This is a genomic window from Paraburkholderia sp. HD33-4, from assembly GCF_021390635.1.
GTDB lineage: Bacteria > Pseudomonadota > Gammaproteobacteria > Burkholderiales > Burkholderiaceae > Paraburkholderia.
The window spans coordinates 2,035,627-2,058,846 of sequence record NZ_JAJEJS010000002.1 but is presented as its reverse complement, the minus strand read 5'-3'; the positions used below and the strand labels follow the sequence as shown (position 1 = coordinate 2,058,846).

Genomic DNA, 23,220 nt, shown 5'->3' with positions numbered 1-23,220 from the left:
ATCGTTCCAACCCGCCGGGGTCCCGCTCCCTTTGCCGTGCCGCGCGCCGCTTCGCTGAGCGGCGACGCGCGTGGCCGGCTGCCGGCATCGTTCGATGCGCTTCGTGATGTTAAGGCAGGTCTCCCGCGCATAGGTTCCGGCTTGCTACGTAGACGAGCCGCGCGCACCTTTTTTGAAGCGCTCCCGCGCGATCCGGCAGGTTATGCCCGCCGGATCGAAGCGGGTTCGCGGGCCGCTATCCGACCGCGAACAGCGTCGCATTCATCAGAAGCTTGAAAGCGAAGCCGAGCGACACTGCAGCGGCCACGCCGAAGCACCATAGCGCGATGAACCAGAGCCAGCCCGGCAGTTTGCGGCTGGGCGTGGCCGCAGCTGCAGCGGTTCCAGCGGCAGCGGGCGCCGATGTGCGGACGCGCGGCGTCTCAGTGATAGTGATGTTGGTCGCCATGGCTCACCTTGCCTCGAAAGACCCAATAACCCATCGTCGTATAGGCGACGATGATCGGCAGGATCACCGCCGCGCCGGCTAGCGTGAAGGTCTGGCTCGTGCGCGGCGCGGCGGCTTCCCAGAGCGTGATGCTCGACGGAATCGCATACGGCCACAGGCTCACGAGCAGCCCGAGATAACCGAGCAGCACGAGCGCCAGTGCCAGCATGAACGGCGTGTTGTGATGGCGCGCGCGCACCGCGCGATGCATGCAGAACGCGCAGATCGCGACGAGGAACGGCACCGGCAACAGACGGTAGAAGATCCCGTCATGGAACCAGCGTTGCGCGATGCCAGCATCCATCAGCGGCGTCCACAGGCTCACGAGCGCGATGAAGCCGAGCAGCACCAGCGTCAGCGGCCATACCACGCGATGCAGCCGTCGCTGCAGATCGCCCTCGGTCTTCGCGACCAGCCAGCAGCAGCCGAGCAGCGCGTAGGTCGCGACGAGCCCGAGGCCCGTCAGCAGGCTGAACGGCGTGAGCCAGCCGAACGCGTCGCCGGCATAGGCGCCGTCGGCGACCGGAATGCCTTGCAGGAACGCGCCGAGCACGATGCCCTGGAAGAACGCCGCGCCCGCCGAGCCGCCGATGAACGCGAGGTCCCACAGATGCCTCGTGCGGCGCGACTTCGCGCGGATCTCGAACGACACGCCGCGAAAGATCAGGCACACGAGCATGAACACGAGCGGCAGATAGAGCGCCGACAGCACGGTCGAGTAGACGACCGGAAACACCGCGAACAGCGCGGCGCCGCCGAGTACGAGCCAGGTTTCGTTGCCGTCCCACACCGGCGCGACCGTGTTCATCATCAGGTCGCGTTCCTTTTCGTCGGGGAAGAACGGAAAGACGATGCCGATGCCGAGGTCGAAGCCGTCCAGCACGACGTACATGAAAAGGCCCAGCGCGATGATCGCGGCCCATACGACGGTTACGTCCATTTTTTCTTTCTCTCGAAGCGTGGGTTAGACGGCGTCGATCATCTGATCGGCGGCGGACAGCGGGCGGCGCGCGGTCTGCGCGGGCATCGGCTGCGGCAGGCCGTGCGGGATGTCGTGAGACTTGCCGCCTGGCAGCGCGGGACCCGAGCGCATCAGCTTCAGCATGTAGTAGATGCCGGTGCCGAACACGAGGAAGTAGACGGCCACGAACGTCATCAGCGACAGACCGACCTGCTGCGTGGTCAGCGGCGACACCGCCTGCGACGTGCGCATCACGCCGTACACGACCCACGGCTGACGGCCCGCTTCGGTGGTGACCCAGCCGGCCAGCAGCGTGATGAAGCCGCTCGGCCCCATCGCGACGCACAGCCGCTGAAACCACTTCGCTTCGAACAGGCGCCCACGGCGGTGTAAGACCCAGGCCGCGATCGACATCGCGATCATCAGCACGCCAAGGCCGGCCATGATGCGGAAGCTCCAGAACACGACGGTCGAATCCGGCCGGTCCTGCGGCGCAAACTCTTTGAGCCCGCGGATTTCACCGTCCCAGCTATGCGTGAGGATCAGGCTGCCGAGGTGCGGCACCGATACCGCGTAGCGCGTGGTTTCGGCCTTCATGTCGGGGATGCCGAACAGGTTCAGCGCGGTGCCGCCTTTTTCGGTGTCCCACAAGCCTTCGATCGCCGCGATCTTCGCCGGCTGATATTCGCGCGTGTTCAGGCCATGCTGATCGCCGACGAATGCCTGGATCGGCGTGAGAATCAGCAGCAGCCACAGCGCCATCGAGAACATCTTCTTGACGGCGGGATCGCGTCGGCCGCGCAGCAAATGCCACGCGCCGACCGCCGCGACCACCAGCCCCGCGACGATGAACGCCGCGAGCGCCATGTGCGCGAGCCGGTACGGGAACGACGGATTGAAGATGATCTTGAACCAGTCGAGCGGCACGACATGACCGTCGACGACCTCGAAGCCCTGGGGCGTCTGCATCCAGCTATTGGACGCGAGAATCCAGAAGGTCGAGATCAGCGTGCCGAGCGCGACCATCAGCGTCGCGCCGAAGTGCGCGCGCGGACTCACGCGCTGCCAGCCGAACAGCATGATGCCGAGGAAGCCCGCTTCGAGAAAGAACGCGGTCATCACCTCGTACATCAGCAGCGGACCGGTGATGGGCCCGGCGAAACTCGAGAAGCCCGACCAGTTGGTGCCGAACTGATAGCTCATCACGACGCCGGAGACGACGCCCATGCCGAAGGCCACTGCGAAGATCTTCGACCAGAACAGACAAAGATCTTTGTAGTAGGCCTTGCCGGTTTTTAGCCAACGCCATTCGAGAACGGCGATGAAACTGGCGAGACCGATGCTGAGTGCGGGGAAGACGATGTGAAAAGAAACGGTGAACGCGAATTGAATGCGCGCGAGATCGAATGCCGATAGTGCGGAGTTCATGATCCTGTTGTGCGTGATCGCCGCGAGAGCGGACTTACGCGCGTCGACCGATGTCGGTGCGCACTGCGCTGGGCAGATGGCGCAAGAGTAGGGGATCGAAACAAAAAGTGTTGCAATGCGATGTGCGTCAAAAAACCGCCTTGTTTTATGTGGAATGCGCTTATTGATCGGGCAAGCCGTTGATGGGTATCAAGTTTCTTTTTGCAGCTGATGCGTGGTCGTGCGTGCGTCGCGGCGCGGGCTGCGTCAATCGACCGCGCTGCAGCAAGGTGTTTCGCACGGCCTTGCGCGGCAAGGATGCGGGCCCGTTGTCCGTCGCCAGCCGACAATCGATCCATCCAAACCGACTTCGTCGGTTCGCGCGCTAGTCAGGCGATTTCTTTACTTTTACGATGCACGCTGCCGCCTGGCCGTTTCAGCTTTTTCTCTTCACTATTCGTTGCGCATTAGCCGTTCGCGATTGGTTTGGTATTCGCTGCATTTGCGTTAGCCGTTCTGCCGCGTTATTGATGGTGTCATTGGCGATGTAAGTCCACGGCGGCATTTCTCTCCATGCCATTGCCGCGCCGCAATGGCGCGGGCCGCTGTGCCGGTTTTCGCCATGCCATGGCTTGCCCATGGTATTTGCGGCCGTTTCCGTAGTTTCCGTGATTCATTGCCGAATTCGCGCGGCGTTCTGTCATGCGTCGCGCGCATGCTTCGTGAGCAGCTTCCGCTTCATTCACCTGCCGGCGACGGCAGACTTCATCGACAAGGAGTCAGTAGATGAGCACGATCAGGACGAAAGACGGTACCTCGATTTTCTACAAGGACTGGGGCCGTGGCCGCCCGGTCGTGTTTTCGCACGGCTGGCCGCTGAGCGCCGATGCGTGGGATGCGCAGATGCTGTTTCTCGGCAGCAAGGGCTTTCGCGTGATCGCGCACGACCGGCGCGGTCATGGCCGCTCGGAGCAACCGTGGGACGGCAATGAGATGGACACCTACGCCGACGACCTCGCCTCTCTGATCGAACATCTCGACCTGCAGGACGCGACGCTGGTCGGCCATTCGACCGGCGGCGGTGAAGTCGCGCATTACATCGGCCGGCATGGCACGGGGCGGGTCGCGAAGGCCGTGCTGATCGGCGCGGTGCCGCCGCTGATGCTGAAGACCGCCGACAATCCGCTCGGCCTGCCAATCGATGTGTTCGACGGCATCCGCAAGGGTGTCGCCGACGATCGCTCGCAGTTCTTCAAGGATCTGGCCGTGCCGTTCTACGGCTACAACCGGGCGGGCGCGAAGGTGTCGCAGGGCGTGATCGATTCGTTCTGGCGACAGGGCATGGCCGGCTCGATCAAGGGGCTGTACGACTGCATCAAGCAGTTCTCCGAAGTCGACTACACCGAAGATCTGAAGAAGATCGACGTGCCGACCCTGGTGCTGCACGGCGACGACGACCAGATCGTGCCGATCGACGCGGCCGCCCGACGCACTGCGGAAATCGTCAAGAACGCGACGCTGAAGGTCTATCCGGGTGGCCAGCACGGCATGTGCACGGTCGAGGCCGACAAGGTCAATGCCGACCTGCTCGAATTCATCGGCTCCTGAGCGCTCGGCAACGTAATGATGTGATCTGTTGACGGCGCGGGCGGCACATGCACGCCGCTCGCGTCGGACGCCACGCGCCCGTCGGCGTTCGGTGAACCACTCCTGGAACAAAAAAATCCGTTTCAAGTTATACGATGTCACACGAACTGGATATTCGTATCTCTTTGTTTTTTAAAGGGCTACGACATTCTCCCTCGCTAATTTAAGGGTAAATGCGGAGTTGAAATCCGCTTGTCCATCGTCGATAGTACGTTATCGTACAACTTGAGTGTGTTATGCGACGCGCGCAGCGCGATCCGCCAGCCGCTCAAACCCTCTGTCTGTCCTTTGTAGACCTCGCGCGCAGCGCAGTAAAAGGAACCCCTTTATGAAGAAGATTGCCCTGAGTGGCGCCGGCGGCCAGCTCGGCTCCGTGGTACGTGCTGAATTCGTCGCGCGCGGCGTGCCGTTGCGCTCGGCCGCGGGCTCCAAGGTTCTGACGCCGCTCGTCGACGGTGAAGACGTGATGAACGGCGACCTGCGCGATCCGGCGGTCGTCGACCGTCTGCTGGACGGCGTGGACGTGCTGATCCACTTCGCCGGCACGAGCGTCGAGCGTCCGCTGCCCGAGATCATCGAGAACAACCTGCGCGGTCTCGTCGAAGTCTACGAAGGCGCGCGCCGCAACGGCGTGAAGCGCATCGTGTTCGCGAGCTCGAACCACGCGATCGGCATGTATCCGGTCACCGAGCATCTGAGCCTCGACTGCGAACTGCGCCCGGACGGCTTTTACGGCCTGTCGAAGGTGTGGGGCGAAGCGCTCGCGCGGATGTACTGGGACAAGCACGGCATCGAAAGCGTGTGCGTGCGTATCGGCAGCTGCCTCGAGCGTCCGACCGAGCAGCGTCACCTGAGCACCTGGTTCGGCCACAAGGACCTGTTCCATTTCCTCGAGCGCTGCATTGAAGCGCAAGACGTCGGCTTCCTGACCATCTGGGGCGTGTCGGCCAATACGCGCAGCTGGTGGGACAACAGCGGCGCGGCGCGTCTCGGCTACGAGCCGAAGCAGAACGCCGAGGACTACGCCGAAGACATCCTGTCGCGCCCGAATCCGCTCGATGAACTGTGCCAGAGCTACCAGGGCGGTAGCTTCGTCGGCATCGACTATTCGCGCAAGGCTTAAGTCCCGGTCGATTCGACGGGCAATGCATCACGAGGAGAAGTGGCAATGAAGATCAAGGGTATTCGCTGGTGGATGGTCGCGCTGGTCGCGGCCGGCCTGATCATCAACTACCTGGCGCGCAACACGTTGTCGGTCGCGGCGCCGACGATGATGAAGGAACTCAACATCACGACCGAGCAGTACTCGCACGTGGTCGTGGCGTGGCAGCTCTGCTATGCGTTCATGCAGCCGGTCGCCGGTTTCGTGCTCGACACGATCGGCACCAAGATGGGCTTCGCGGTGTTCGCGCTGGCGTGGTCGGTGGCTTGTGCGGCGGCCGCATGGGCGACGGGCTGGCGCAGCCTCGCGGTGTTCCGCGGTATCCTCGGTCTCGCCGAATCGGCCGGTATTCCGGCCGGCGTTAAGGCGACGAGCGAATGGTTCCCCGCGAAGGAGCGTTCGGTTGCGATCGGCTGGTTCAACATCGGCTCTTCGATCGGCGCGCTGCTTGCGCCGCCGCTCGTCGTGTGGGCGCTGTTTCACGGCAAATGGCAACTCGCGTTCGTGATCGTCGGCGTCGCGGGCATCGTGTGGAGCGTGCTGTGGATGGTCATCTACAAGCATCCGCGTAACCAGAAGCTGCTGGGCAATGACGAGCGCGACTACATTCTGAGCGGCCAGGAAGCGAAGCATCACGACGACATCAACACGCCGAAGCGCAGCTGGCGCGCGATGCTGGTGAGCCGCGATTTCTGGGCGATCGGTATTCCGCGGATTCTGTCCGAACCGGCCTGGCAAACGTTCAACGCGTGGATTCCGCTGTACATGATGACCGAGCGTCACATGAACCTGAAGGAAGTCGCGATGTTCGCGTGGATGCCGTTCCTCGCCGCCGATATCGGCTGCGTGCTCGGCGGTTATCTGAGCCCGCTGTTCCACAAGTACGCGAAGGTATCGCTGTTCACGTCGCGCAAGATGGTGTTCGTGGTCGGTGCGCTGTTCATGATCGGGCCGGCGTGCATCGGTCTCGTCGAGAGCCCGTACATGGCGGTGGCGCTGCTGTGCGTCGGCGGCTTCGCGCACCAGACGCTGTCGGGCGCACTTTACGCGATCACGTCGGATATGTTCGGCAAACACGAAGTCGCGACCGCGACGGGTATGGGCGGCATGGCCGGCTATCTGGGTGCCGCGGCGTTCACCGCGCTGTTCGGTGTGCTCGTCACGCAGATCGGCTATAGCCCGCTGTTCGTCGTGCTGGCTGTGTTCGACCTGATTGCCGCGGTCGTGGTGTGCCTGATGGCCAAGAGCTCGGAGAAGTTGCCGGATCCGATCTGGGCGGCGCCGGATGCGGCGGCTGCAAAGTAAAACGGGTTGCGGGTCGGCTCGGGCGGGTTTGACCGGCAGTTGAAGTGGGAAGAGGCGGTGCCTGAAATGGGCGCCGCCTCTTTTTTTTGGGGGGGCTTGGGTGGTCGTCGTCCTGCGGTTCGCTTGCTCGGTGGCTCAGTGGCTCGGTCGCACAAGATTAGCGGCCGATATCCTCAGTAATCCAGACAACCAATCCCAAAACCTCGCACTCCCGACAAGCCGCACGCGATGCCGAACACAACGCCGCACGCAGACGCAAAAACGCCGCTGCGTCCACTCCATCGACCACCTGGAGCAAACGCAGCGGCGTAACTTCGAGCCGCGCGCGATCGTGCGCTTACGCGCTTATGCGGTCTTCTGACCGATCTCGTGATTCGCGAGCACTTCGAGCGCGCGCACCATCGCCGAGTGATCCCACGCCTTGCCGCCGTGCGCGACGCACGAGTTGAACAGCGCCTGACAGGTGGCGGTGTTCGGCAGCGACACGCCGAGCGCCTGCGCGGTCGACAGCGCGAGGTTCAGGTCCTTCTGGTGCAGTTCGATGCGGAAACCCGGATCGAACGTGCGCTTGGTCATGCGCTCGCCGTGCACTTCGAGAATGCGCGACGAGGCGAAGCCGCCCATCAGCGCCTCACGCACGCGCGCTGCATCGACACCGGCCTTCGACGCGAGCAGCAGCGCTTCGCCGACTGCCTCGATGGTCGCCGCGACGATCACCTGGTTGGCGACCTTGCACACCTGGCCCGCGCCGACCGCGCCGATCAGCGTGACGTTCTTGCCCATCATGTCGAACAGGGGCTTCACGCTGTCGAACGTGGCCGGTTCGCCACCGACCATGATGGTCAGCGAGCCGGCCTTCGCGCCGACTTCGCCGCCCGACACCGGCGCGTCGAGATAATCGGCGCCGGTTTCGCGCACACGCGCCGCGAAGTCGCGGGTCGCCATCGGCGAGATCGAGCTCATGTCGACGACGGTCTGGCCGGCGCGCAGCGCGCTCGCGAGGCCGTTCTCGCCGAACAGCACGCGCTCGACGTCCGGTGTGTCCGGAACCATGATGAAGATCACGTCCGCGTGCGCGGCGACCGCGGCGGGGTTCTCGCATGCGACGGCGCCGGCCTGCGTGAGCTCGGCGGGCACGCCGCTACGCGTGAAGGCGGCGAGCGACACGCCGTTTTTCAGAAGGTTGGCGGCCATGGGCTTGCCCATGATGCCGAGTCCGATAAAGCCTGCTTTTTTCATGGAATGCTCCGAAGATGTCGTGGCGGCCGCGTTCAAGCCTCGCCCGCCGGTTTCTGCATGAAGTGTTTCTGCGCCGCCTGAGCGGCGCCCTTGAGCAGCACGAGATCCGCGCAGACGGCGACGACGCGCGCGCCCATCGACAGATAACGTTCCGCGTCGGCCTGCACCGGCGCGAGAATGCCGCTCGCCTTGCCGGCCGCCTGCGCGCGCTCGAACACATGCGCGATCGCCTGCTGCACGTCAGGATGGTTCGCATTGCCGAGGTGGCCATACGACGCCGCCAGGTCGGACGGACCGATGAAAACCGCGTCGATGCCGTCCACCGCGAGGATGCTGTCGATCGCCTCGACCGCCTTGCGGCTTTCGATCTGTGGGATCACGCAGACATTGTCGTTGGCGAGCGCGAAGTAGTCGGGCACGGTGCCATAGCGGTTGCCGCGATGGCCGACCGACACGCCGCGGATGCCCTGCGGCGGATAGCGTGTCGACGCGACCGCGCGGACGGCGTCGTCGGCGCTGTCGACGAAGGGCACGAGGAAGTTCGAGAAGCCGCTGTCGAGAAAACGCTTGATCACGACGCTATCGTTGGCCGGTGGTCGGACGACAGGCGCGCTGGCGCTGTCCTTCAGTGCCATCAACTGCGGGATCAGCGTGAGCACGTCGTTGGGCGCGTGTTCGGCGTCCAGCAGCATCCAGTCGAAGCCGACCGTGCCCAGCAGTTCAGTGGCGATCGGGCTGGCGAGCGAAGCCCAACAGCCGATCTGGGTTTTTCCCTCGCGCACCGCGCGTCGGAAGCGGTTGGGCAGGGATTCGTAAGGCGTGACGGCGGGCATGCGGTGTCTCCTCGAACTGCGATGGATCGGGAAAAAGGCTTCGACGACCGTCAAAAACCACGCGGAACGCGAGGTTATAAGTCGTCGTATGACTAACGGCAGATTAGCACCGTGGACCTCCGTTGTAACGGGCGAGTAAACCCGAATATCCCTGTCCGACAAGCGTTTCGGGTTGCATAGAGCCCCCGCAATGTTGTAGGATGACCTATATCTTAAGCCTTCATTCAAGGAAAGCCAAAATGCCTATTACCGGTGAAATGCTGATCGGTCGCAAAGCAGTGCGCGGCGAAGAAAAACCGTTGCGCGCGTTCAATCCTGCCACGGGTTCCGAGATTGCCGAGCCGGTGTTCGGCAGCGGCACCGTCGCAAACGTCGAGCAGGCCTGTACGCTCGCGCAGCAGGCATTCGACGCCTATCGTCAACTGCCGCTCGCAGTGCGTGCCGAGTTTCTGGATCGTATCTCGGACGGCATCACGGCGCTCGGCGACGAGCTGATCGAGCGCGCAATGGCTGAATCGGGTCTGCCGAAGGCGCGTCTGGAAGGCGAACGTGGCCGCACTACCGGTCAACTGAAGCTGTTCGCGCAAACCGTGCGCGCGGGTCAGTGGCTCAACGCAACGCTCGACTCGCCGCTGCCGGATCGCAAGCCGCTGCCGCGCTCGGATCTGCGCATGCAGAAAATCGCGCTCGGCCCGGTCGCCGTGTTCGGCGCGAGCAACTTCCCGCTCGCGTTCTCGGTCGCCGGTGGCGACACCGCCGCGGCGCTGGCTGCCGGCTGCCCGGTCGTCGTGAAGGCGCACCGCGCGCACCTCGGCACGTCGGAGCTGGTCGGTCGCGTGATCCAGCGCGTCGCGCAGGAAATGGATCTGCCCGAAGGCGTGTTCTCGATGATCGTCGGCGCGGGCAACTCGGTCGGCGAGGCGCTGGTTGCGCACCCGGCCATCAAGGCGGTCGGCTTCACCGGTTCGCGCGCGGGCGGCACGTCGCTGATGCGCGTCGCGGCGGCACGTCCGGAACCGATCCCGGTTTACGCCGAAATGAGCAGCATCAACCCGGTGTTCCTGATGCCGAGCGCCCTCACGGCACGCGGCGACAGTATCGCGCGCGGTTTCGTCGACTCGCTCGTGCTCGGCGCGGGTCAGTTCTGCACGAACCCGGGTCTCGCCATCGCGATCGACAGCGACGCGCTGAAGGGCTTCGTCGCGACGGCATCGGAAGCGCTCGCGGCAAAGCCGGCGCAGACCATGCTGACCTCGGGCATCCACGCCGCGTATGAGGACGGCGAAGGCAAGCTGGCCGCAACCAGGGGCGTCGAAGTCGTGGCACGCGGCGTGGCCGCTACCGGCCCGACCCAGGCATGCGCGGCGCTGTTCGTGACCGACGCGCAGACGTTCCTCGCGAACCCGGCGCTCGAAGACGAAGTGTTCGGCCCGGTGTCGACGATCATCCGCTGCAAGGACGAGCAGGAAATGCTGAAGGTCGCCGAGCACTTCGCCGGCCAGCTGACCGCGACGCTGCAGATGGACAGCGCCGACGTGGCGGGCGCCAGGAAGCTCGTGACGATTCTCGAGCGCAAGGCCGGCCGGATTCTGGTCAACGGCTTCCCGACAGGCGTCGAAGTCTGCCACGCGATGGTTCACGGCGGCCCGTTCCCGGCAACGTCGGATAGCCGCGCGACCTCGGTCGGCACGACGTCGATCGACCGCTTCCTGCGTCCGGTGTGCTATCAGGACTTCCCGGCCGAGCTGCTGCCGCAGACGCTGGCCGACGGCAACCCGCTGGAACTGTGGCGTCGTCGCGATGGCGAACTCACGCGCGGTTGATCGCGTGATGGCGCCCTGAACGGATGCGCGCCGGGCCGCTTGGCCGGGTGCGCATCGAACGGTAGGGCGCACGCAAAACGCAAGATAAAAAAATGGCCGGGAAATTCCCGGCCATTTTTTTCGCCCGCGTGCTTCGCGAAAATCAGCTGTTCGCTTCGCTCACTTCATTGGCGCGACGCAGCCGCTCGCGGCTATTCGACAGATGCATGCGCATCGCCGCGCGCGCGCCTTCGGCGTCGTGCCGGCTGATCGCTTCGAGGATGCTTTCATGCTCGAGGTTCACGAGCGACAGATACGCATCGGGATCGGCGCGCGCGATGCCCGCCGAGTCGAGCCGGTTGCGCGGAATCAGCGCGCTGCCCATCTGCGACAGGATATCGACGAAATAGCGGTTGCCGGTTGCGCGCGCGACCGAGATGTGGAACTGCAGGTCGGCGTCCACGCTGTCGAGCCCGTTGTGACGCGTGGCTTCGATCGCGTCGAGCGCGGTGCGCATGCGCGCGAGGTCGTCCGGTTTCGCGCGTTGCGCGGCGAGACCGGCGCATTCGGTTTCGAGGCTGATGCGCAGCTCAAGAATGGACAGCACGTCGCGCAGCGTGGTGGCGGGCACCATGTCAATGCCGAGCTTTTCGCGCTGCGGCTCCAGCACGAAGCTGCCGATGCCGTGCCGCGTCTCGATGATCTTGCCTGCCTGCAGGCGGGAGATCGCCTCGCGGATCACCGTGCGGCTCACGCTGAGCGTGTTCATCAACTGGGATTCGGTCGGGAGTTTGTCGCCCGGCTTCAACACGTTGGCCGAGATCTGTTCGGTGACGTAGTTGACGACGAACTCGGCCAGATTGCGAGCGCGTCGTGGCGGTGCCGCGGATGCTAGTGGTGTAGCCATCGAAAACGCTCCTTGTTTGGAAGATCGCTGGAAATCCTGCATTTTTATTATATCGTCGTCTGACGACTGATTATATAAGCGCCGGATCGATTTCGGCGCAAATGTCACATGGATCGGCGGATGCCCGAAGTTTGGCGCCTCGGCGCGCATGGATCGCGCGAGGCGCCGGGCGTCCGCCGGCCGGAAGTACGATAACCGGTACGATAACTGAGCCTATAACAGGCTCACGCCGGGCGCAACTCGACGCGCCGGATGTCCTTGACGATCACCAGGTAGCTGATCACCGTCAGCAGCGCGTTCGCGCCGACGAACACCAGCGCGCCATTGAACGAGCCCGAGCGCGCGACCAGATAACCGATCACGATCGGCGTCACGATGCCTGCGATGTTGCCGAACATGTTGAAGATCGCGCCTGACAGGCCGAGCGCTTCCTTCGGCGACGTATCGGCAACGACGGCCCAGCCGAGCGCGCCGATGCCTTTGCCGAAGAACGCGAGCGACATCAGCGCGACGACGATCCAGTCGGTCGACACGTAGTTGCAGCCGATGATGCAGGTCGACAGCAGCATGCCGCCGACGATCGGCACCTTGCGCGCGACGGTCAGCGAACAGCCGCGGCGGATCAGCCCGTCCGACAGCACGCCGCCGAGCACCCCGCCGAGAAAGCCGCAGATCGCCGGCAGCGAGGCCACGAGGCCCGCCTGCAGGATCGTCATGCCGCGCGCCTGCACGAGGTAGATCGGAAACCAGGTCAGGAAGAAGTAGGTCAGCACGTTGATGCAGTACTGCGCGAGATAGACGCCGAGCAGCATGCGGTTGCCGAGCAGCTGACGCACGAGTGTCCAGCCTCCGGCCTTCGACACGTCGTCCGGACGCGCCTTGCTCGCACCGCTGACGAGGCCGCCGCCTTGCTCGATGTACTCGAGCTCGGCGCGCGACACGCGCGGGTGGTCGGCGGGATTCTTCATGACCTTCAGCCACGTCAGCGCGAGCAGCAGCCCGATCGCGCCCATCACGACGTAGACCATTTCCCAGCCGAACGCGTGCGTGATCCATGCCATCAGCGGCGTGAACACGACCGCGGCAAAGTATTGCGCGGCGTTGAAGATCGCCGACGCGGTGCCGCGCTCGTTGGTCGGGAACCAGCTCGCGACGACCTTCGCGTTCGCCGGGAACGCCGGCGACTCGGCCGCGCCCATCACGAAGCGCAGTACGAACAGCGCGGAGATCGCCGCTGCGGCGCTGCCGAGCAGGCCGACCGAGCTTTGCAGCAGCGTGAACAGCGACCAGGAGAAGATGCTCGCCGCGTACACGCGACGCGCGCCGAAGCGGTCGAGCAGCCAGCCGGCCGGCAGTTGCGACAGCACGTAGGCCCAGCTGAACGCGGAAAAGATATAGCCCATGCGGATCGCGTCGAGGCTGAACGCGGTGCGCATCGCGGAACCGGTGACGGACAGCGTCGCGCGGTCGGCATAGTTGAGGGTGGTGATCAGAAAAATCAGCAGCAGGATCCCGTAGCGAACCTTGGTGCGTGCCGCGCTCGAGGCGGCGTTGGTGGAACTGGCCGTGCGGCTCATGTCCATGGGTCATCTCCTGTGTTGTCGGGCGAGGTGTGGTCTCTACGCCGGGTGGCCCGCAGACCACCTGCCTGGCGTGCAAATGCACGAACGCCCGGCGACGTTGCCGTGCCGGGCGTTCGCAACGGGGCCGTCTATGCGGCCCTCGTCGATGAGGCTCGCGAGCTTCTTCGCTCGAAGCCCCGACGCCGGTGCCTTACTGCGGTCCGAGCTTCTTGATCAGCGCGTCGAGCTGTTCCATTTCTTCCGGCATCAGGTCGGTCAGCGGTGCGCGCACCGGACCTGCGTCGTGGCCGACCAGCTTCGCGCCGGCCTTGACGATGCTGACCGCGTAGCCTGCGCGACGGTTGCGGATCTTCAGGTACGGCAGGAAGAACTCGTCGATCAGCTTGCCGACCGTTGCGTGGTCGTCAGCGGCGATCGCGCGGTAGAAGTCCATCGCGGTCTTCGGAATGAAGTTGAACACCGCCGACGAGTACACCGGCACGCCCAGCGCCTTGTAGGCGGCAGCGTAGACTTCCGCGGTCGGCAGGCCGCCGAGGTACGAGAAGCGCTCGCCGAGACGGCGGCGGATCGTCACCATGTTTTCGATCTCGCCCACGCCGTCCTTGAAGCCGATCAGGTTCGGGCAACGATCGGCAAGACGCTCGAGCATGTCGGCGTTAAGCTTGGAGTTCGCGCGGTTGTAAATGATCACGCCCATGCCCGGAACGGCCTTGCAGACCTCTTCGGCGTGGTCGGCGATACCGTCCTGGCTTGCTTCGGTCAGGTAGTGCGGCATCAGCAGGATGCCGTGCGCGCCGAGGCGCTGCGCTTCCTTCGCGTAGGCGATCGCCACGCGGGTCGGGCCGCCGGCGCCGGCGAGGATCGGTACCTTGCCCTTGCACACTTCGACCGCGGTCTTGACGACTTGCGTGTAGTCGTCTTGCGTCAGCGAGAAGAATTCGCCCGTGCCGCCGGCGACGAACAGCGCCGAAGCGCCGTAAGGAGCGAGCCATTCGAGGCGCTCTGCGTAAGTGTCGGCGCGGAAGTCGCCTTTAGCGTCGAAGTCGGTGACGGGGAAGGACAGGAGGCCTTCCGAAACGATCTGCTTGAGTTCCTGCGGTGTCGTCATGATCAAATTATCCAGGCGTCGGATTGGGTCGTTAGTCGGATCCAACCAGTACAACGGACGTCGTACTAGTAGAAAATCTTTGAAATCCAGATTTCTTATACGTCATCGTACAACAACAAATCCCGTAACTCAACGGGGTTTTCGCGGCATAATGCACCCTATAGGGTAAATACGGAACATCCGCGCAAACTTTCATGTTGTAGGATGACGTATGATTGCTGGCGAAGCAGGCTCATCACGCCTTAAGGATCGATCAATGGAACAAACTCCGCTCTACATCCGCGTTCATCCCAATGACAATGTCGCGATCGTCGTCAACGACGGCGGTCTGGGCGAGGGCGCGGTATTCGCCGATGGCCTCAGGCTGCGCGAGCGTGTGCCGCAGGGCCACAAGGTCGCGCTGGCCGATCTCGCCGAGGGCGACGAGGTCATCCGCTACAACGTCGTGATCGGCTATGCGTTGAAGCCGCTGCCGAAGGGCAGCTGGATCAACGAGCACGTGATCCGCATGCCGAGCCCGCCGGGACTCGAGGACCTGCCGATCGCCACGACCAGGGCGCCGGAGATGGCGCCGCTCGATGGCTATACGTTCGAGGGCTACCGCAACTCGGACGGTTCCGTGGGCACGCGCAACATCCTCGCGATCACGACCACCGTACAGTGCGTCGCCGATGTCGTGCAGCACGCGGTTACGCGCATCAAGGCCGAACTGCTGCCGAAATATCCGAACGTCGACGATGTCGTCAGCCTCGGTCACACCTACGGCTGTGGCGTCGCGATCGACGCGCCCGACGCGATGGTGCCGATCCGCACCGTGCGCAACATCGCGCTGAACCCGAACTTCGGCGGCGAAGTGATGATGGTGAGCCTGGGCTGCGAAAAGCTGCAGCCCGAGCGTTTGATGCCCCCGGGCACGATCCCGATCGCCGCGGCCGCGCTCGTCGACGACGTGGCCGACGTCGGCGATGTCGCGATGGACCAGAACGGCGATGTCGTCGTGTTGCAGGACGAATCGCACGTCGGCTTCCAGTCGATGATCACGTCGATCATGAAGATGGCCGAAGGGCATCTGAAGCGGCTGAACAACCGCCGTCGCGAAACCTGCCCGGCGTCGGATCTGGTGATCGGCGTGCAGTGCGGCGGCAGCGACGCGTTCTCGGGCCTGACCGCGAACCCGGCCGTCGGTTTCGCGACCGACCTGCTGGTGCGCGCCGGCGCGACCGTGATGTTCTCGGAAGTCACCGAGGTGCGCGACGGCGTCGACCAGCTGACCGCGCGCGCGGCCAACGCGGACGTCGCGCAGGCGATCATCCGCGAGATGCAGTGGTACGACGATTACCTGAAGCGCGGCGGCGCGGACCGCAGTGCGAACACGACGCCCGGCAACAAGAAGGGCGGCCTGTCGAACATCGTCGAAAAGGCGATGGGCTCGATCATCAAGTCGGGCAATTCGGCGATCTCCGGCGTGCTGTCGCCGGGCGAGAAGGTCAATCAGAAGGGCCTGATCTACGCGGCGACGCCGGCGAGCGACTTCATCTGCGGCACGCTGCAGGTCGCCTCGGGCATCACGCTGCACGTGTTCACGACCGGCCGCGGCACACCGTACAGCCTCGCCGAAGTGCCGGTCATCAAGGTCGCGACACGTTCGGACCTCGCGCGTCGCTGGCACGATCTGATGGACATCAACGCCGGCACGATCGCGACCGGCCAGTCCAGCATCGAAGAGGTGGGCTGGGAACTGTTCCGCCTGATGCTCGAAGTCGCGAGCGGCCGCCAGCAAACCTGTGCGGAGAAGCTCGGACTGCACAATGCGTTGACGCTGTTCAACCCGGCGCCGGTGACCTGATCAGGCACCTTGCCCCGTCAAATCTCAGGCGAGCGCCGGTCCATCCGGCGCTCGCCTTTCTGTTCAGAAGACCCGATCGCAATCACAACAGCAAAGAGACATGACCGATTTGAACGTTGACCGCTCCGCGGCAAAGAAACCTTTCCGCCGTCTGCTGCTCACCGGCGCCGCGGGCAACCTCGGCAAGCAACTGCGTCCCGCGCTCGCGCAATGGGCCGACATCGTGCGCGTGTCCGATATCGCGTCGCTCGGCGAACTCGCCGCGCATGAGGAAGCGGCTGTCGTCAATCTCGCCGATGAAGCGGCCGTGCACGCGCTGCTCGAAGGCGTGGACGCGGTGGTACATCTCGGTGGCATTTCCGTTGAAGCGCCGTTCGAGGACCTGCTCGAAGCGAACATCCGCGGCCTGTACAACCTGTACTTGGCCGCTCAGAAGCAGGGCGTGAAGCGCATCATCTATGCGAGCTCGAATCACGCGGTGGGTTTCCATCCGGTGACGTCGGTTCTCGATACCGAAGCGCCGCTGCGTCCGGACGGCCTGTACGGCGTGACGAAGTGCTTCGGCGAGTCGCTGTCGCGCTACTACTTCGACCGCTTCGGCCTCGAAACCGTGTGTCTGCGGATCGGCTCATCGTTCGAGCAGCCGAAGACCGCGCGCATGCTAGTCACGTATCTCAGCTACCGCGATTTCATCGAACTCGTGCGCTGTTCGCTGTTCACCAACCGCGTCGGCCACGCGATCGTCTATGGCGTGTCGAACAACCGCATCTCGTGGGTCGACAACACGAACGCCGCGTTCCTCGGCTACCGTCCGCAAGACAGCTCGGCTCAGTTCGAGCACCTGTTCCCGCCGAGCGCTCCCGACACGCGTTTCGACGACCCGACCCAGCTGTACCAGGGCGGCCCGTTCGTGCTCGCCGGTCCGATGGAGCCGAAGCGGGAGCCCAAATAATGAGCACGAATCCGCAAGTGGAGCGCTTCGAAGCGGCCGGTCCGTTGCCCGCCGCCACCGGTGAGAGCCCCGTCTGGCGCGCGGCCGAGCAGGCGCTGTACTGGGTCGACATTCCGGCGAAGAAGATCGTGCGCGGCTCGCTCGAGACGGGCAGGCGCACCGAATGGCTGCTACCGGAGCAGGTCGCCTGTATCGCGTTCGATCGCGCCGGTACGGTGCTCGCCGGATGCGAGACCGGGTTGTTCGCGGTTACGCTCGCGGACGCGCCGCAAGCGTCGGGCGGCGAGCCACTGACAGCGTCGCTGCGCAAGCTCGCGGCGCCTGAATTCCCGCACGGCGGCATGCGTTTCAACGACGGCCGCTGCGACCGGCAAGGGCGCTTCTGGGCCGGCACGATGGTCATGGACATGGCGGCGGCGATTCCCGGCGGCGCGTTATATCGCTTCGACGAAAAGGGCGTGCTGTCGGCGCCGGTCGTCGATTCGTTGATCACGCAGAACGGCCTCGGCTGGTCGCCGGACGGCACCACGATGTATCTGTCCGACTCGCATCCGCTGCGCCGGCTGATCTGGGCGTTCGACTACGACGTCGACACCGGCGAGCCGCGCAACCGCCGCGTGTTCGCCGATCTGCATCATTACTCGGGCCGTCCGGATGGCGCGGCGGTCGATGCCGACGGCTGCTACTGGATCTGCGCGAACGACGCCGGTTTGCTGCTGCGTTTTACGCCGCAGGGCAAGCTCGACCGGCAAATTCCGGTGCCGGCCATCAAGCCGGCCATGTGCGGGTTCGGCGGCCGCGATCTCGATACGTTGTTCGTTACGTCGATTCGCCCGGCCAACGGCGCGACCGAGCACGACGGTCACGTGTTCGCGCTGCGGCCCGGCGTGAGCGGACTGCCTGAGCCCGAATTCGCTGGACAACTGTAATCTTGTTTACATAAGGCATGCGCCGGGAAGAAGTTTCTCTCCCGGCGTTTTCTTTTTTCGGCCTCGTCCGTGTGGCCCTTTATTCGTCACTCATCGTACAACGTGTGGCGTGAAGACCACGATCCGCCGTGTTTCTTCGGCAAAAAAACAACAGCTCCGCAGACCCTCCCGATTCCGTCCCCAGCCAATGCCAGACGGCGCGGGGCCTTGGCGGCATGCCACGCCGGTCATACGTACCGGCGTTGTTCTTGATGCGGGTAAATACCGTCTGTACAAGTTAAAACCCCTTTTATAGACTTCGTATGTCGTCGTACAACATATAAGCCCAAACAAATGGCTTTCTGTGTTCGTGTGGCAGTGCAATACGGTGGGTTTCAGTTCAGTAATTCGGCTGTGGTTGATGCCGCATGCATGTCTGAAGCCGGCCGGCGTGATTGAAGTAAGTAGTCGAGTTGTCGACTGGAGTGCTGGGTTACCTGTGCCGGGGAGTTGCACAGCCAGTACGGCCAGCGCACGCACCTGCGAAGGGAGTGAGCGCGAAGCCGGAGACGCGTCAAAACCATGTCACATCCGCTATTGATGGGATGGTCTATTTTTCAAGGAATGTCACGATGAACAAGAAGTTTGCCTCTTCCCGTGTTTCGATGATCGTCGCGGCCGCGGCGTTGGCGTTCAGCACGATGTCGGCTGAAGCGCGCGTGTTCCGCTCCGCGGACGTGCACGGCGATACCTTCCCGACCAACATGGCCGTGAAGTTCATGGGCGAGGAGGTCAGCAAGGCGACCAACGGCAAGGACTCGATCAAGGTCTTCGGGAACAGCGCACTCGGTTCTGAAAACGACACGCTCGACCAGATCCGCATCGGCGCGCTCGACATGGGGCGTATCAACGGCGCCGCGTTCAACGAGATCGTGCCGGAATCGATGATCCCGTCGCTGCCGTTCCTGTTCCGCGACGTCGACCATTTCCGCAAGGTCATGTACGGTCCGGAAGGCCAGAAGATTCTCGACGCGTTTGCCGCGAAGGGCATCATCGCCCTGACGTTCTACGAGAGCGGCGCACGCTCGATGTACGCAAAGAAGGCAATCAAGTCGCCGGCTGACATGAAGGGCCTGAAGGTTCGCGTGCAGCCGTCGGATCTGATGGTCGACGAAATCAAGGCAATGGGCGGCACGCCGACCCCGATGCCGTTCTCGGAAGTCTACACGGGCCTGAAGACCGGCCTCGTCGACGGCGCCGAAAACAACCTGCCGTCGTACGATGAAACCAAGCACTTTGAAGTCGCAACGGTCTACTCGGAAACGCAGCATTCGATGACCCCGGAAGTGCTGGTGTTCTCGAAGAAGGTGTGGGACACGCTGTCGCCGCAAGAGCAGCAGATCATCAAGAAGGCTGCGGCTGACTCGGTGCCGTACTACCAGAAGCTGTGGACCGCGCGCGAAGCCGACGCGGCGAAGGCCGTCACCCAAGGTGGCGCAACGATCGTCCCGGCTGCGCAGATCGACCGTGCGGCTTTCGTGAAGGCGATGCAACCTGTGTGGGCAAAGTACGAAAAGACCCCGCAGATGAAGCAGATCGTCGACGAGATCGAAGCAATCAAGTAAGTCTCGCGTCCCGGACGCAATCGGCATCAGCAACCTATGTCGCAGCAGCGGCGTGACCGGTCCCGCGAGGAAACTCGCGAGACCGTCCGCCGCGCGATGTCGCGCGCGTGCGGATCGCGTCGCAACGGGATGGCTGAATTTCAAGCATAAGTCGGTCGTAAGGAAGGACAGGGTCATGAGTTTCCTGAAACGCCCAAATGATTTTCTTTTTCGCGTGCTGCTGGTCGTGGCGTCGGTTAGCCTCGCCGCACTTTGCCTGCTCGTGATTTATAGCGTGGTGATGCGCTACGTGTTTAGCGACGCACCCGATTACGTCGAGCCGATCGCATTGCTGCTGGTTATCCTGATCGCGATGTTCGGCGCCGCGCTGAAGGTTCGCGAGGGCGGTCACATCGGACTCGACTCGCTCGTCAAGAAACTGCCGGAGAAAGGCCAGTTGATTGCGAAAGGGATTCAGCACCTGTGCCTGATCGCTTTCGCTGTGGCGATTTTCATCGGTTGCCTCGAGATGGCGCAAACCACGATGGGCGATCGCATTCCGATCATCGGCGTGCCGGAAGGCCTGCGCTACTGCATCCCGATCTTCGCGAGTGTATGCATCGCGTTGTTCTCGATCGAGCATGTGCTCGACCTCTTCGCCGGGAAGCGGGAAGAGCCGGCGCTCGAACTCTCCGCCACGGAATAAAAGTAGAACCATCATGGAACTTGCCCTTCTTGGCTTTAGCTTTCTAGTTTTCCTCTTTTTAGGGGTTCCCGTTTCATTCGCGCTGGGCCTGTCCTGCGTTCTGACGTATCTGTTCGAAGGTCTGCCGACCGCAACCGCGATGCAGGCGATGATCTCGGGCATGAACGGTTTCTCGTTCCTCGCGGTCCCGTTCTTCATCTTCTCCGGCGAACTGATGCTTCACGGCGGTATCGCTGACCGCATCCTGCGTTTCGCGCAGGCCACGGTCGGCCATTTTCGCGGTGGTCTCGGCATGGCCAACGTGGTCGCCTGTACGCTGTTCGGCGGCGTGTCGGGTTCACCGACCGCGGATACGTCGGCCATGGGCGGCGTGGTGATCCCGCTGATGAAGCGCGAAGGTTACAGCGCCGCTTATGCGGTCAACGTGACCACGCACTCGTCGCTGGCCGGCGCGCTGATGCCGACCTCGACCAACATGATCATCTACGCGTTCGCGGCGCAAGGCGTGAGCGGCGTGCTGCACGGCAAGCAGATGAGCGGCGTGTCGATCGGCGATCTGCTGTTCTCGGGGCTGCTGCCGGTGCTGTGGGTGATGGGCCTCGTGCTGGCCGCCGCTTACTGGCAGGCCGTCAAGTTCGGCTACCCGCGCCGTCCCGACGGTTCGACCGAACTGCAGCGTTTCCAGGGCTGGATGGCGGTGCTGCGTACGTTCGTCGGCGCGGTGCCGGGTCTGATGGTCATCGCGATCATTCTGTTCTGCGTGGCGCGCGGTATCGCCACCGCAACAGAGGCGGCCGCGATCGCCGTGGGTTACTCGCTGATTCTGACCATCGTCGTGTATCGCACGCTGACGATGAAGAAGCTCGGCCATGCCCTCGGCAAGGCCGCGAAAACCACCGGCGTGGTGCTGCTGCTGATCGGTGTGTCGAACATGCTGCGCTTCCAGATGGCCTATCTGGAGATCCCGGAGGCGATCGAACGCATGCTCGACGGCGCGACCGCGCTGCCCTGGCTGATGTTGTTGTACATCAACGTGATTCAGGTGTTCCTCGGTACGTTCGTCGATATGGCGGCGCACATCCTGATCACGACTCCGCTGTTCCTGCCGATGGCGATGCACAACGGCGTGGGCCCGGTTCAGTTCGGCATCATGATTCTGCTGAACTGTGCATTGGGTCTCGTGCATCCGCCGATCGGCTCGGTGCAATTCATTGGGTGCGCAATTGGCAATGTGTCGATAGGTGAAACTACTAAGGTGGCGTGGCCGTATTACCTCGCTATCTTCTCGGCCATCAATATCGTCACCTATGTCCCGTGGTTCTCGACTTGGTTGCCGAGCATCATCAACGGTCACCCGGTGTTCTGATCCAAATAAAAACGTCTTTCCCACACTCAGCGGTGCTCGCATAGGCCGCATCAGAAAGTTTTTAACAGAGGAGTAAAAATGAAAAAGACTCTCTTAGCTTCGGCCTTGGGGTTGGTCGCCCTGGGCGCACATGCACAAAGCAGCGTGACGCTCTACGGTATCGTCGATACGGGCCTGGGTTGGCAGAACAGCTCGACGTCGTTGAGCGCAGTGGGATCGGCAAAGCCGTCGGCACCCGGCGCCTCGCAAGTCAAGATGATCAACGGCATTTGGGCTGGCAGCCGTTTCGGCCTGAAAGGGTCGGAAGATCTGGGTGGTGGCACGAAGACGATTTTCCAGTTGGAGCAAGGCTTTAACAGCGCAACCGGCGCGGAAAGCGTGACGGGTCTGGCATTCAACCGCCAGGCATGGGTTGGTCTGACGAACGCACAGTTCGGTACGTTCACGGCTGGTCGTCAGTACACCTCGTACTACACGCTGCTCTCGCCGTACAGCCCGACCACGTGGCTGACCGGTGCCTACGGCGCGCACCCGGGTGATATCGACTCGCTGGATACGCTGTACCGCTCGAACAACTCGCTGGTCTACACGTCGCCGAGCTTCTCAGGCCTGACGGTCAGCGGTTCGTACTCGCTGGGCGGCAATGCAGGCGCCACGGGCGCTGGCCAGGTGTGGAGCGTGGCAGCACAGTACCTGAACGGCCCGGTCGGCCTCGCAGCAGGTATCCAGCGTATCGACAACGCAGGCGTCGCGACCACCAACCCGGCGGCTGTGAATTGGAACTCCGCAATGTCGAACAACGGCGCGGAACCGGCAGTCTCGGCAATCAACAACGGCTTCCAGACCGCATCGAAGCAGCAGCGCGTCGCAGTGACGGGCGGCTACGCGTTCAACTCGGCATGGGACGTTTCGTTCGCATACTCGAACGTTCAATACGCTGCGGGTCAGGGCTCGTTCTTCCACGGCACGCAGATTTGGAACACCGGTGGCGCAGTGCTGCACTGGAAGCCGATCTCGGTGCTGGATCTGGCCGCTGGTTATAGCTACACCCGTGCAACGACGTCGAACGGCATCACCAGCGCGGCTGCGTACAACCAGTTCAACCTGTCGCAGTACTACACGCTGTCGAAACGTACCGGCCTGTACGCGCTGGAAGCTTATCAGCATGCTGGCGGTAACACGCTGGCAGGTAACGGCAAGTCGATCATCCAGGCAACCGCAAGCATCGGCGACGGTCAGAACGGTTCGCCGTCCTCGTCGCGCAGCCAGACCGCGATTGGCGTTGGTATCATCCACAAGTTCTAAACAGTTACTGAATATGTGGCGGCGCGTTGTTTCGCCGCCACATCGACGCAGTTTTTTCGCGTCGTCAGTCTCGAAAGCTGCGCACGTTACGT

19 protein-coding genes are annotated in these 23,220 nt (G+C 63.3%); 11 read left to right on the top strand and 8 right to left on the bottom strand.

Annotation, left to right across the window (positions count from 1 at the left end; all coding sequences use genetic code 11):
* Positions 1 to 235 precede the first annotated feature (235 nt).
* The 3 genes from L0U84_RS29340 to L0U84_RS29330 are packed head-to-tail and all read right to left on the bottom strand — an operon-like array spanning position 236 to position 2,876.
* On the bottom strand, positions 236 to 448 hold the full coding sequence (locus L0U84_RS29340; protein WP_233855490.1) for a hypothetical protein: 213 nt from the start codon (positions 446 to 448) through the stop codon (positions 236 to 238).
* Complete coding sequence (gene cydB, locus L0U84_RS29335) at positions 423 to 1,427, bottom strand: cytochrome d ubiquinol oxidase subunit II (protein WP_233855488.1); 1,005 nt, start codon at positions 1,425 to 1,427, stop codon at positions 423 to 425. The genes L0U84_RS29340 and cydB overlap by 26 nt, the downstream gene beginning before the upstream one ends.
* Positions 1,428 to 1,451: 24 nt before the next feature.
* Entirely contained in the window at positions 1,452 to 2,876 is a 1,425-nt protein-coding gene (locus tag L0U84_RS29330) for a cytochrome ubiquinol oxidase subunit I (protein ID WP_233855486.1), read from the bottom strand.
* Positions 2,877 to 3,641: 765 nt separating this feature from the next.
* On the opposite strand from L0U84_RS29330, the gene L0U84_RS29325 reads away from it, so the two are divergent.
* From L0U84_RS29325 to L0U84_RS29315, 3 genes are all read left to right on the top strand, one after another.
* The gene (locus L0U84_RS29325) at positions 3,642 to 4,463 is read left to right on the top strand and encodes an alpha/beta fold hydrolase (protein WP_233855484.1); all 822 of its coding nucleotides are present in this window, start codon (positions 3,642 to 3,644) and stop codon (positions 4,461 to 4,463) included.
* A 367-nt stretch (positions 4,464 to 4,830) separates the two neighbouring features.
* A complete protein-coding gene (locus L0U84_RS29320) occupies positions 4,831 to 5,625 on the top strand; it encodes an NAD-dependent epimerase/dehydratase family protein (protein WP_233855483.1) in 795 nt (264 codons plus the stop codon).
* A gap of 45 nt (positions 5,626 to 5,670) precedes the next feature.
* Positions 5,671 to 6,969: an MFS transporter gene (locus L0U84_RS29315; RefSeq protein ID WP_233855481.1), complete on the top strand. Its 1,299-nt coding sequence runs from the start codon at positions 5,671 to 5,673 to the stop codon at positions 6,967 to 6,969.
* Between the two features lie 345 nt (positions 6,970 to 7,314).
* Here the strand turns inward: L0U84_RS29315 and L0U84_RS29310 are convergent, their stop codons facing one another.
* Together L0U84_RS29310 and garL are read right to left on the bottom strand one after the other, a co-directional pair.
* A complete protein-coding gene (locus tag L0U84_RS29310; protein ID WP_267939968.1) occupies positions 7,315 to 8,244 on the bottom strand; it encodes a 2-hydroxy-3-oxopropionate reductase in 930 nt (309 codons plus the stop codon).
* Positions 8,241 to 9,041 carry a 2-dehydro-3-deoxyglucarate aldolase gene (gene garL / locus L0U84_RS29305; RefSeq protein WP_233855478.1) on the bottom strand — a complete coding sequence of 267 codons (801 nt, stop codon included), beginning with the start codon at positions 9,039 to 9,041 and terminating at the stop codon, positions 8,241 to 8,243. Before garL ends, L0U84_RS29310 begins: the two co-directional genes overlap by 4 nt.
* A 239-nt stretch (positions 9,042 to 9,280) precedes the next feature.
* On the opposite strand from garL, the gene L0U84_RS29300 reads away from it, so the two are divergent.
* Entirely contained in the window at positions 9,281 to 10,864 is a 1,584-nt protein-coding gene (locus L0U84_RS29300) for an aldehyde dehydrogenase (NADP(+)) (protein WP_233855476.1), read from the top strand.
* Positions 10,865 to 11,006: 142 nt separating this feature from the next.
* Here the strand turns inward: L0U84_RS29300 and L0U84_RS29295 are convergent, their stop codons facing one another.
* The 3 genes from L0U84_RS29295 to kdgD form a co-directional block, all read right to left on the bottom strand.
* The gene (locus L0U84_RS29295; RefSeq protein WP_233855474.1) at positions 11,007 to 11,750 is read right to left on the bottom strand and encodes a FadR/GntR family transcriptional regulator; all 744 of its coding nucleotides are present in this window, start codon (positions 11,748 to 11,750) and stop codon (positions 11,007 to 11,009) included.
* A 224-nt stretch (positions 11,751 to 11,974) separates the two neighbouring features.
* On the bottom strand, positions 11,975 to 13,333 hold the full coding sequence (locus L0U84_RS29290) for an MFS transporter (protein WP_326491209.1): 1,359 nt from the start codon (positions 13,331 to 13,333) through the stop codon (positions 11,975 to 11,977).
* Between the two features lie 190 nt (positions 13,334 to 13,523).
* Positions 13,524 to 14,441, bottom strand: coding sequence for a 5-dehydro-4-deoxyglucarate dehydratase (kdgD, locus tag L0U84_RS29285; RefSeq protein WP_233855472.1), 918 nt, complete (start codon positions 14,439 to 14,441; stop codon positions 13,524 to 13,526).
* 256 nt (positions 14,442 to 14,697) lie between these two features.
* Here kdgD and garD point away from each other — a divergent pair, with 256 nt between their 5' ends.
* The 7 genes from garD to L0U84_RS29250 all read left to right on the top strand — a co-directional run bounded on the left by garD (position 14,698) and on the right by L0U84_RS29250 (position 23,128).
* Positions 14,698 to 16,287 (top strand): galactarate dehydratase, encoded by a 1,590-nt coding sequence (gene garD / locus L0U84_RS29280; protein WP_233855470.1) that lies wholly within the window; start codon positions 14,698 to 14,700, stop codon positions 16,285 to 16,287.
* A 100-nt stretch (positions 16,288 to 16,387) separates the two neighbouring features.
* Positions 16,388 to 17,239: an NAD-dependent epimerase/dehydratase family protein gene (locus tag L0U84_RS29275; protein ID WP_233855468.1), complete on the top strand. Its 852-nt coding sequence runs from the start codon at positions 16,388 to 16,390 to the stop codon at positions 17,237 to 17,239.
* Positions 17,239 to 18,168, top strand: a complete 930-nt coding sequence (locus L0U84_RS29270; RefSeq protein WP_233855466.1) for an SMP-30/gluconolactonase/LRE family protein — start codon at positions 17,239 to 17,241, stop codon at positions 18,166 to 18,168. Before L0U84_RS29275 ends, L0U84_RS29270 begins: the two co-directional genes overlap by 1 nt.
* 611 nt (positions 18,169 to 18,779) lie before the next feature.
* Positions 18,780 to 19,772, top strand: coding sequence for a TRAP transporter substrate-binding protein (locus L0U84_RS29265; protein WP_233855464.1), 993 nt, complete (start codon positions 18,780 to 18,782; stop codon positions 19,770 to 19,772).
* 175 nt (positions 19,773 to 19,947) lie between these two features.
* Positions 19,948 to 20,457: a TRAP transporter small permease gene (locus tag L0U84_RS29260; RefSeq protein ID WP_233855462.1), complete on the top strand. Its 510-nt coding sequence runs from the start codon at positions 19,948 to 19,950 to the stop codon at positions 20,455 to 20,457.
* A 13-nt stretch (positions 20,458 to 20,470) separates the two neighbouring features.
* On the top strand, positions 20,471 to 21,823 hold the full coding sequence (locus tag L0U84_RS29255) for a TRAP transporter large permease (RefSeq protein ID WP_233855461.1): 1,353 nt from the start codon (positions 20,471 to 20,473) through the stop codon (positions 21,821 to 21,823).
* Positions 21,824 to 21,901: 78 nt separating this feature from the next.
* Positions 21,902 to 23,128, top strand: a complete 1,227-nt coding sequence (locus tag L0U84_RS29250) for a porin (RefSeq protein WP_233855459.1) — start codon at positions 21,902 to 21,904, stop codon at positions 23,126 to 23,128.
* The last annotated feature ends 92 nt before the right edge of the window (positions 23,129 to 23,220 follow it).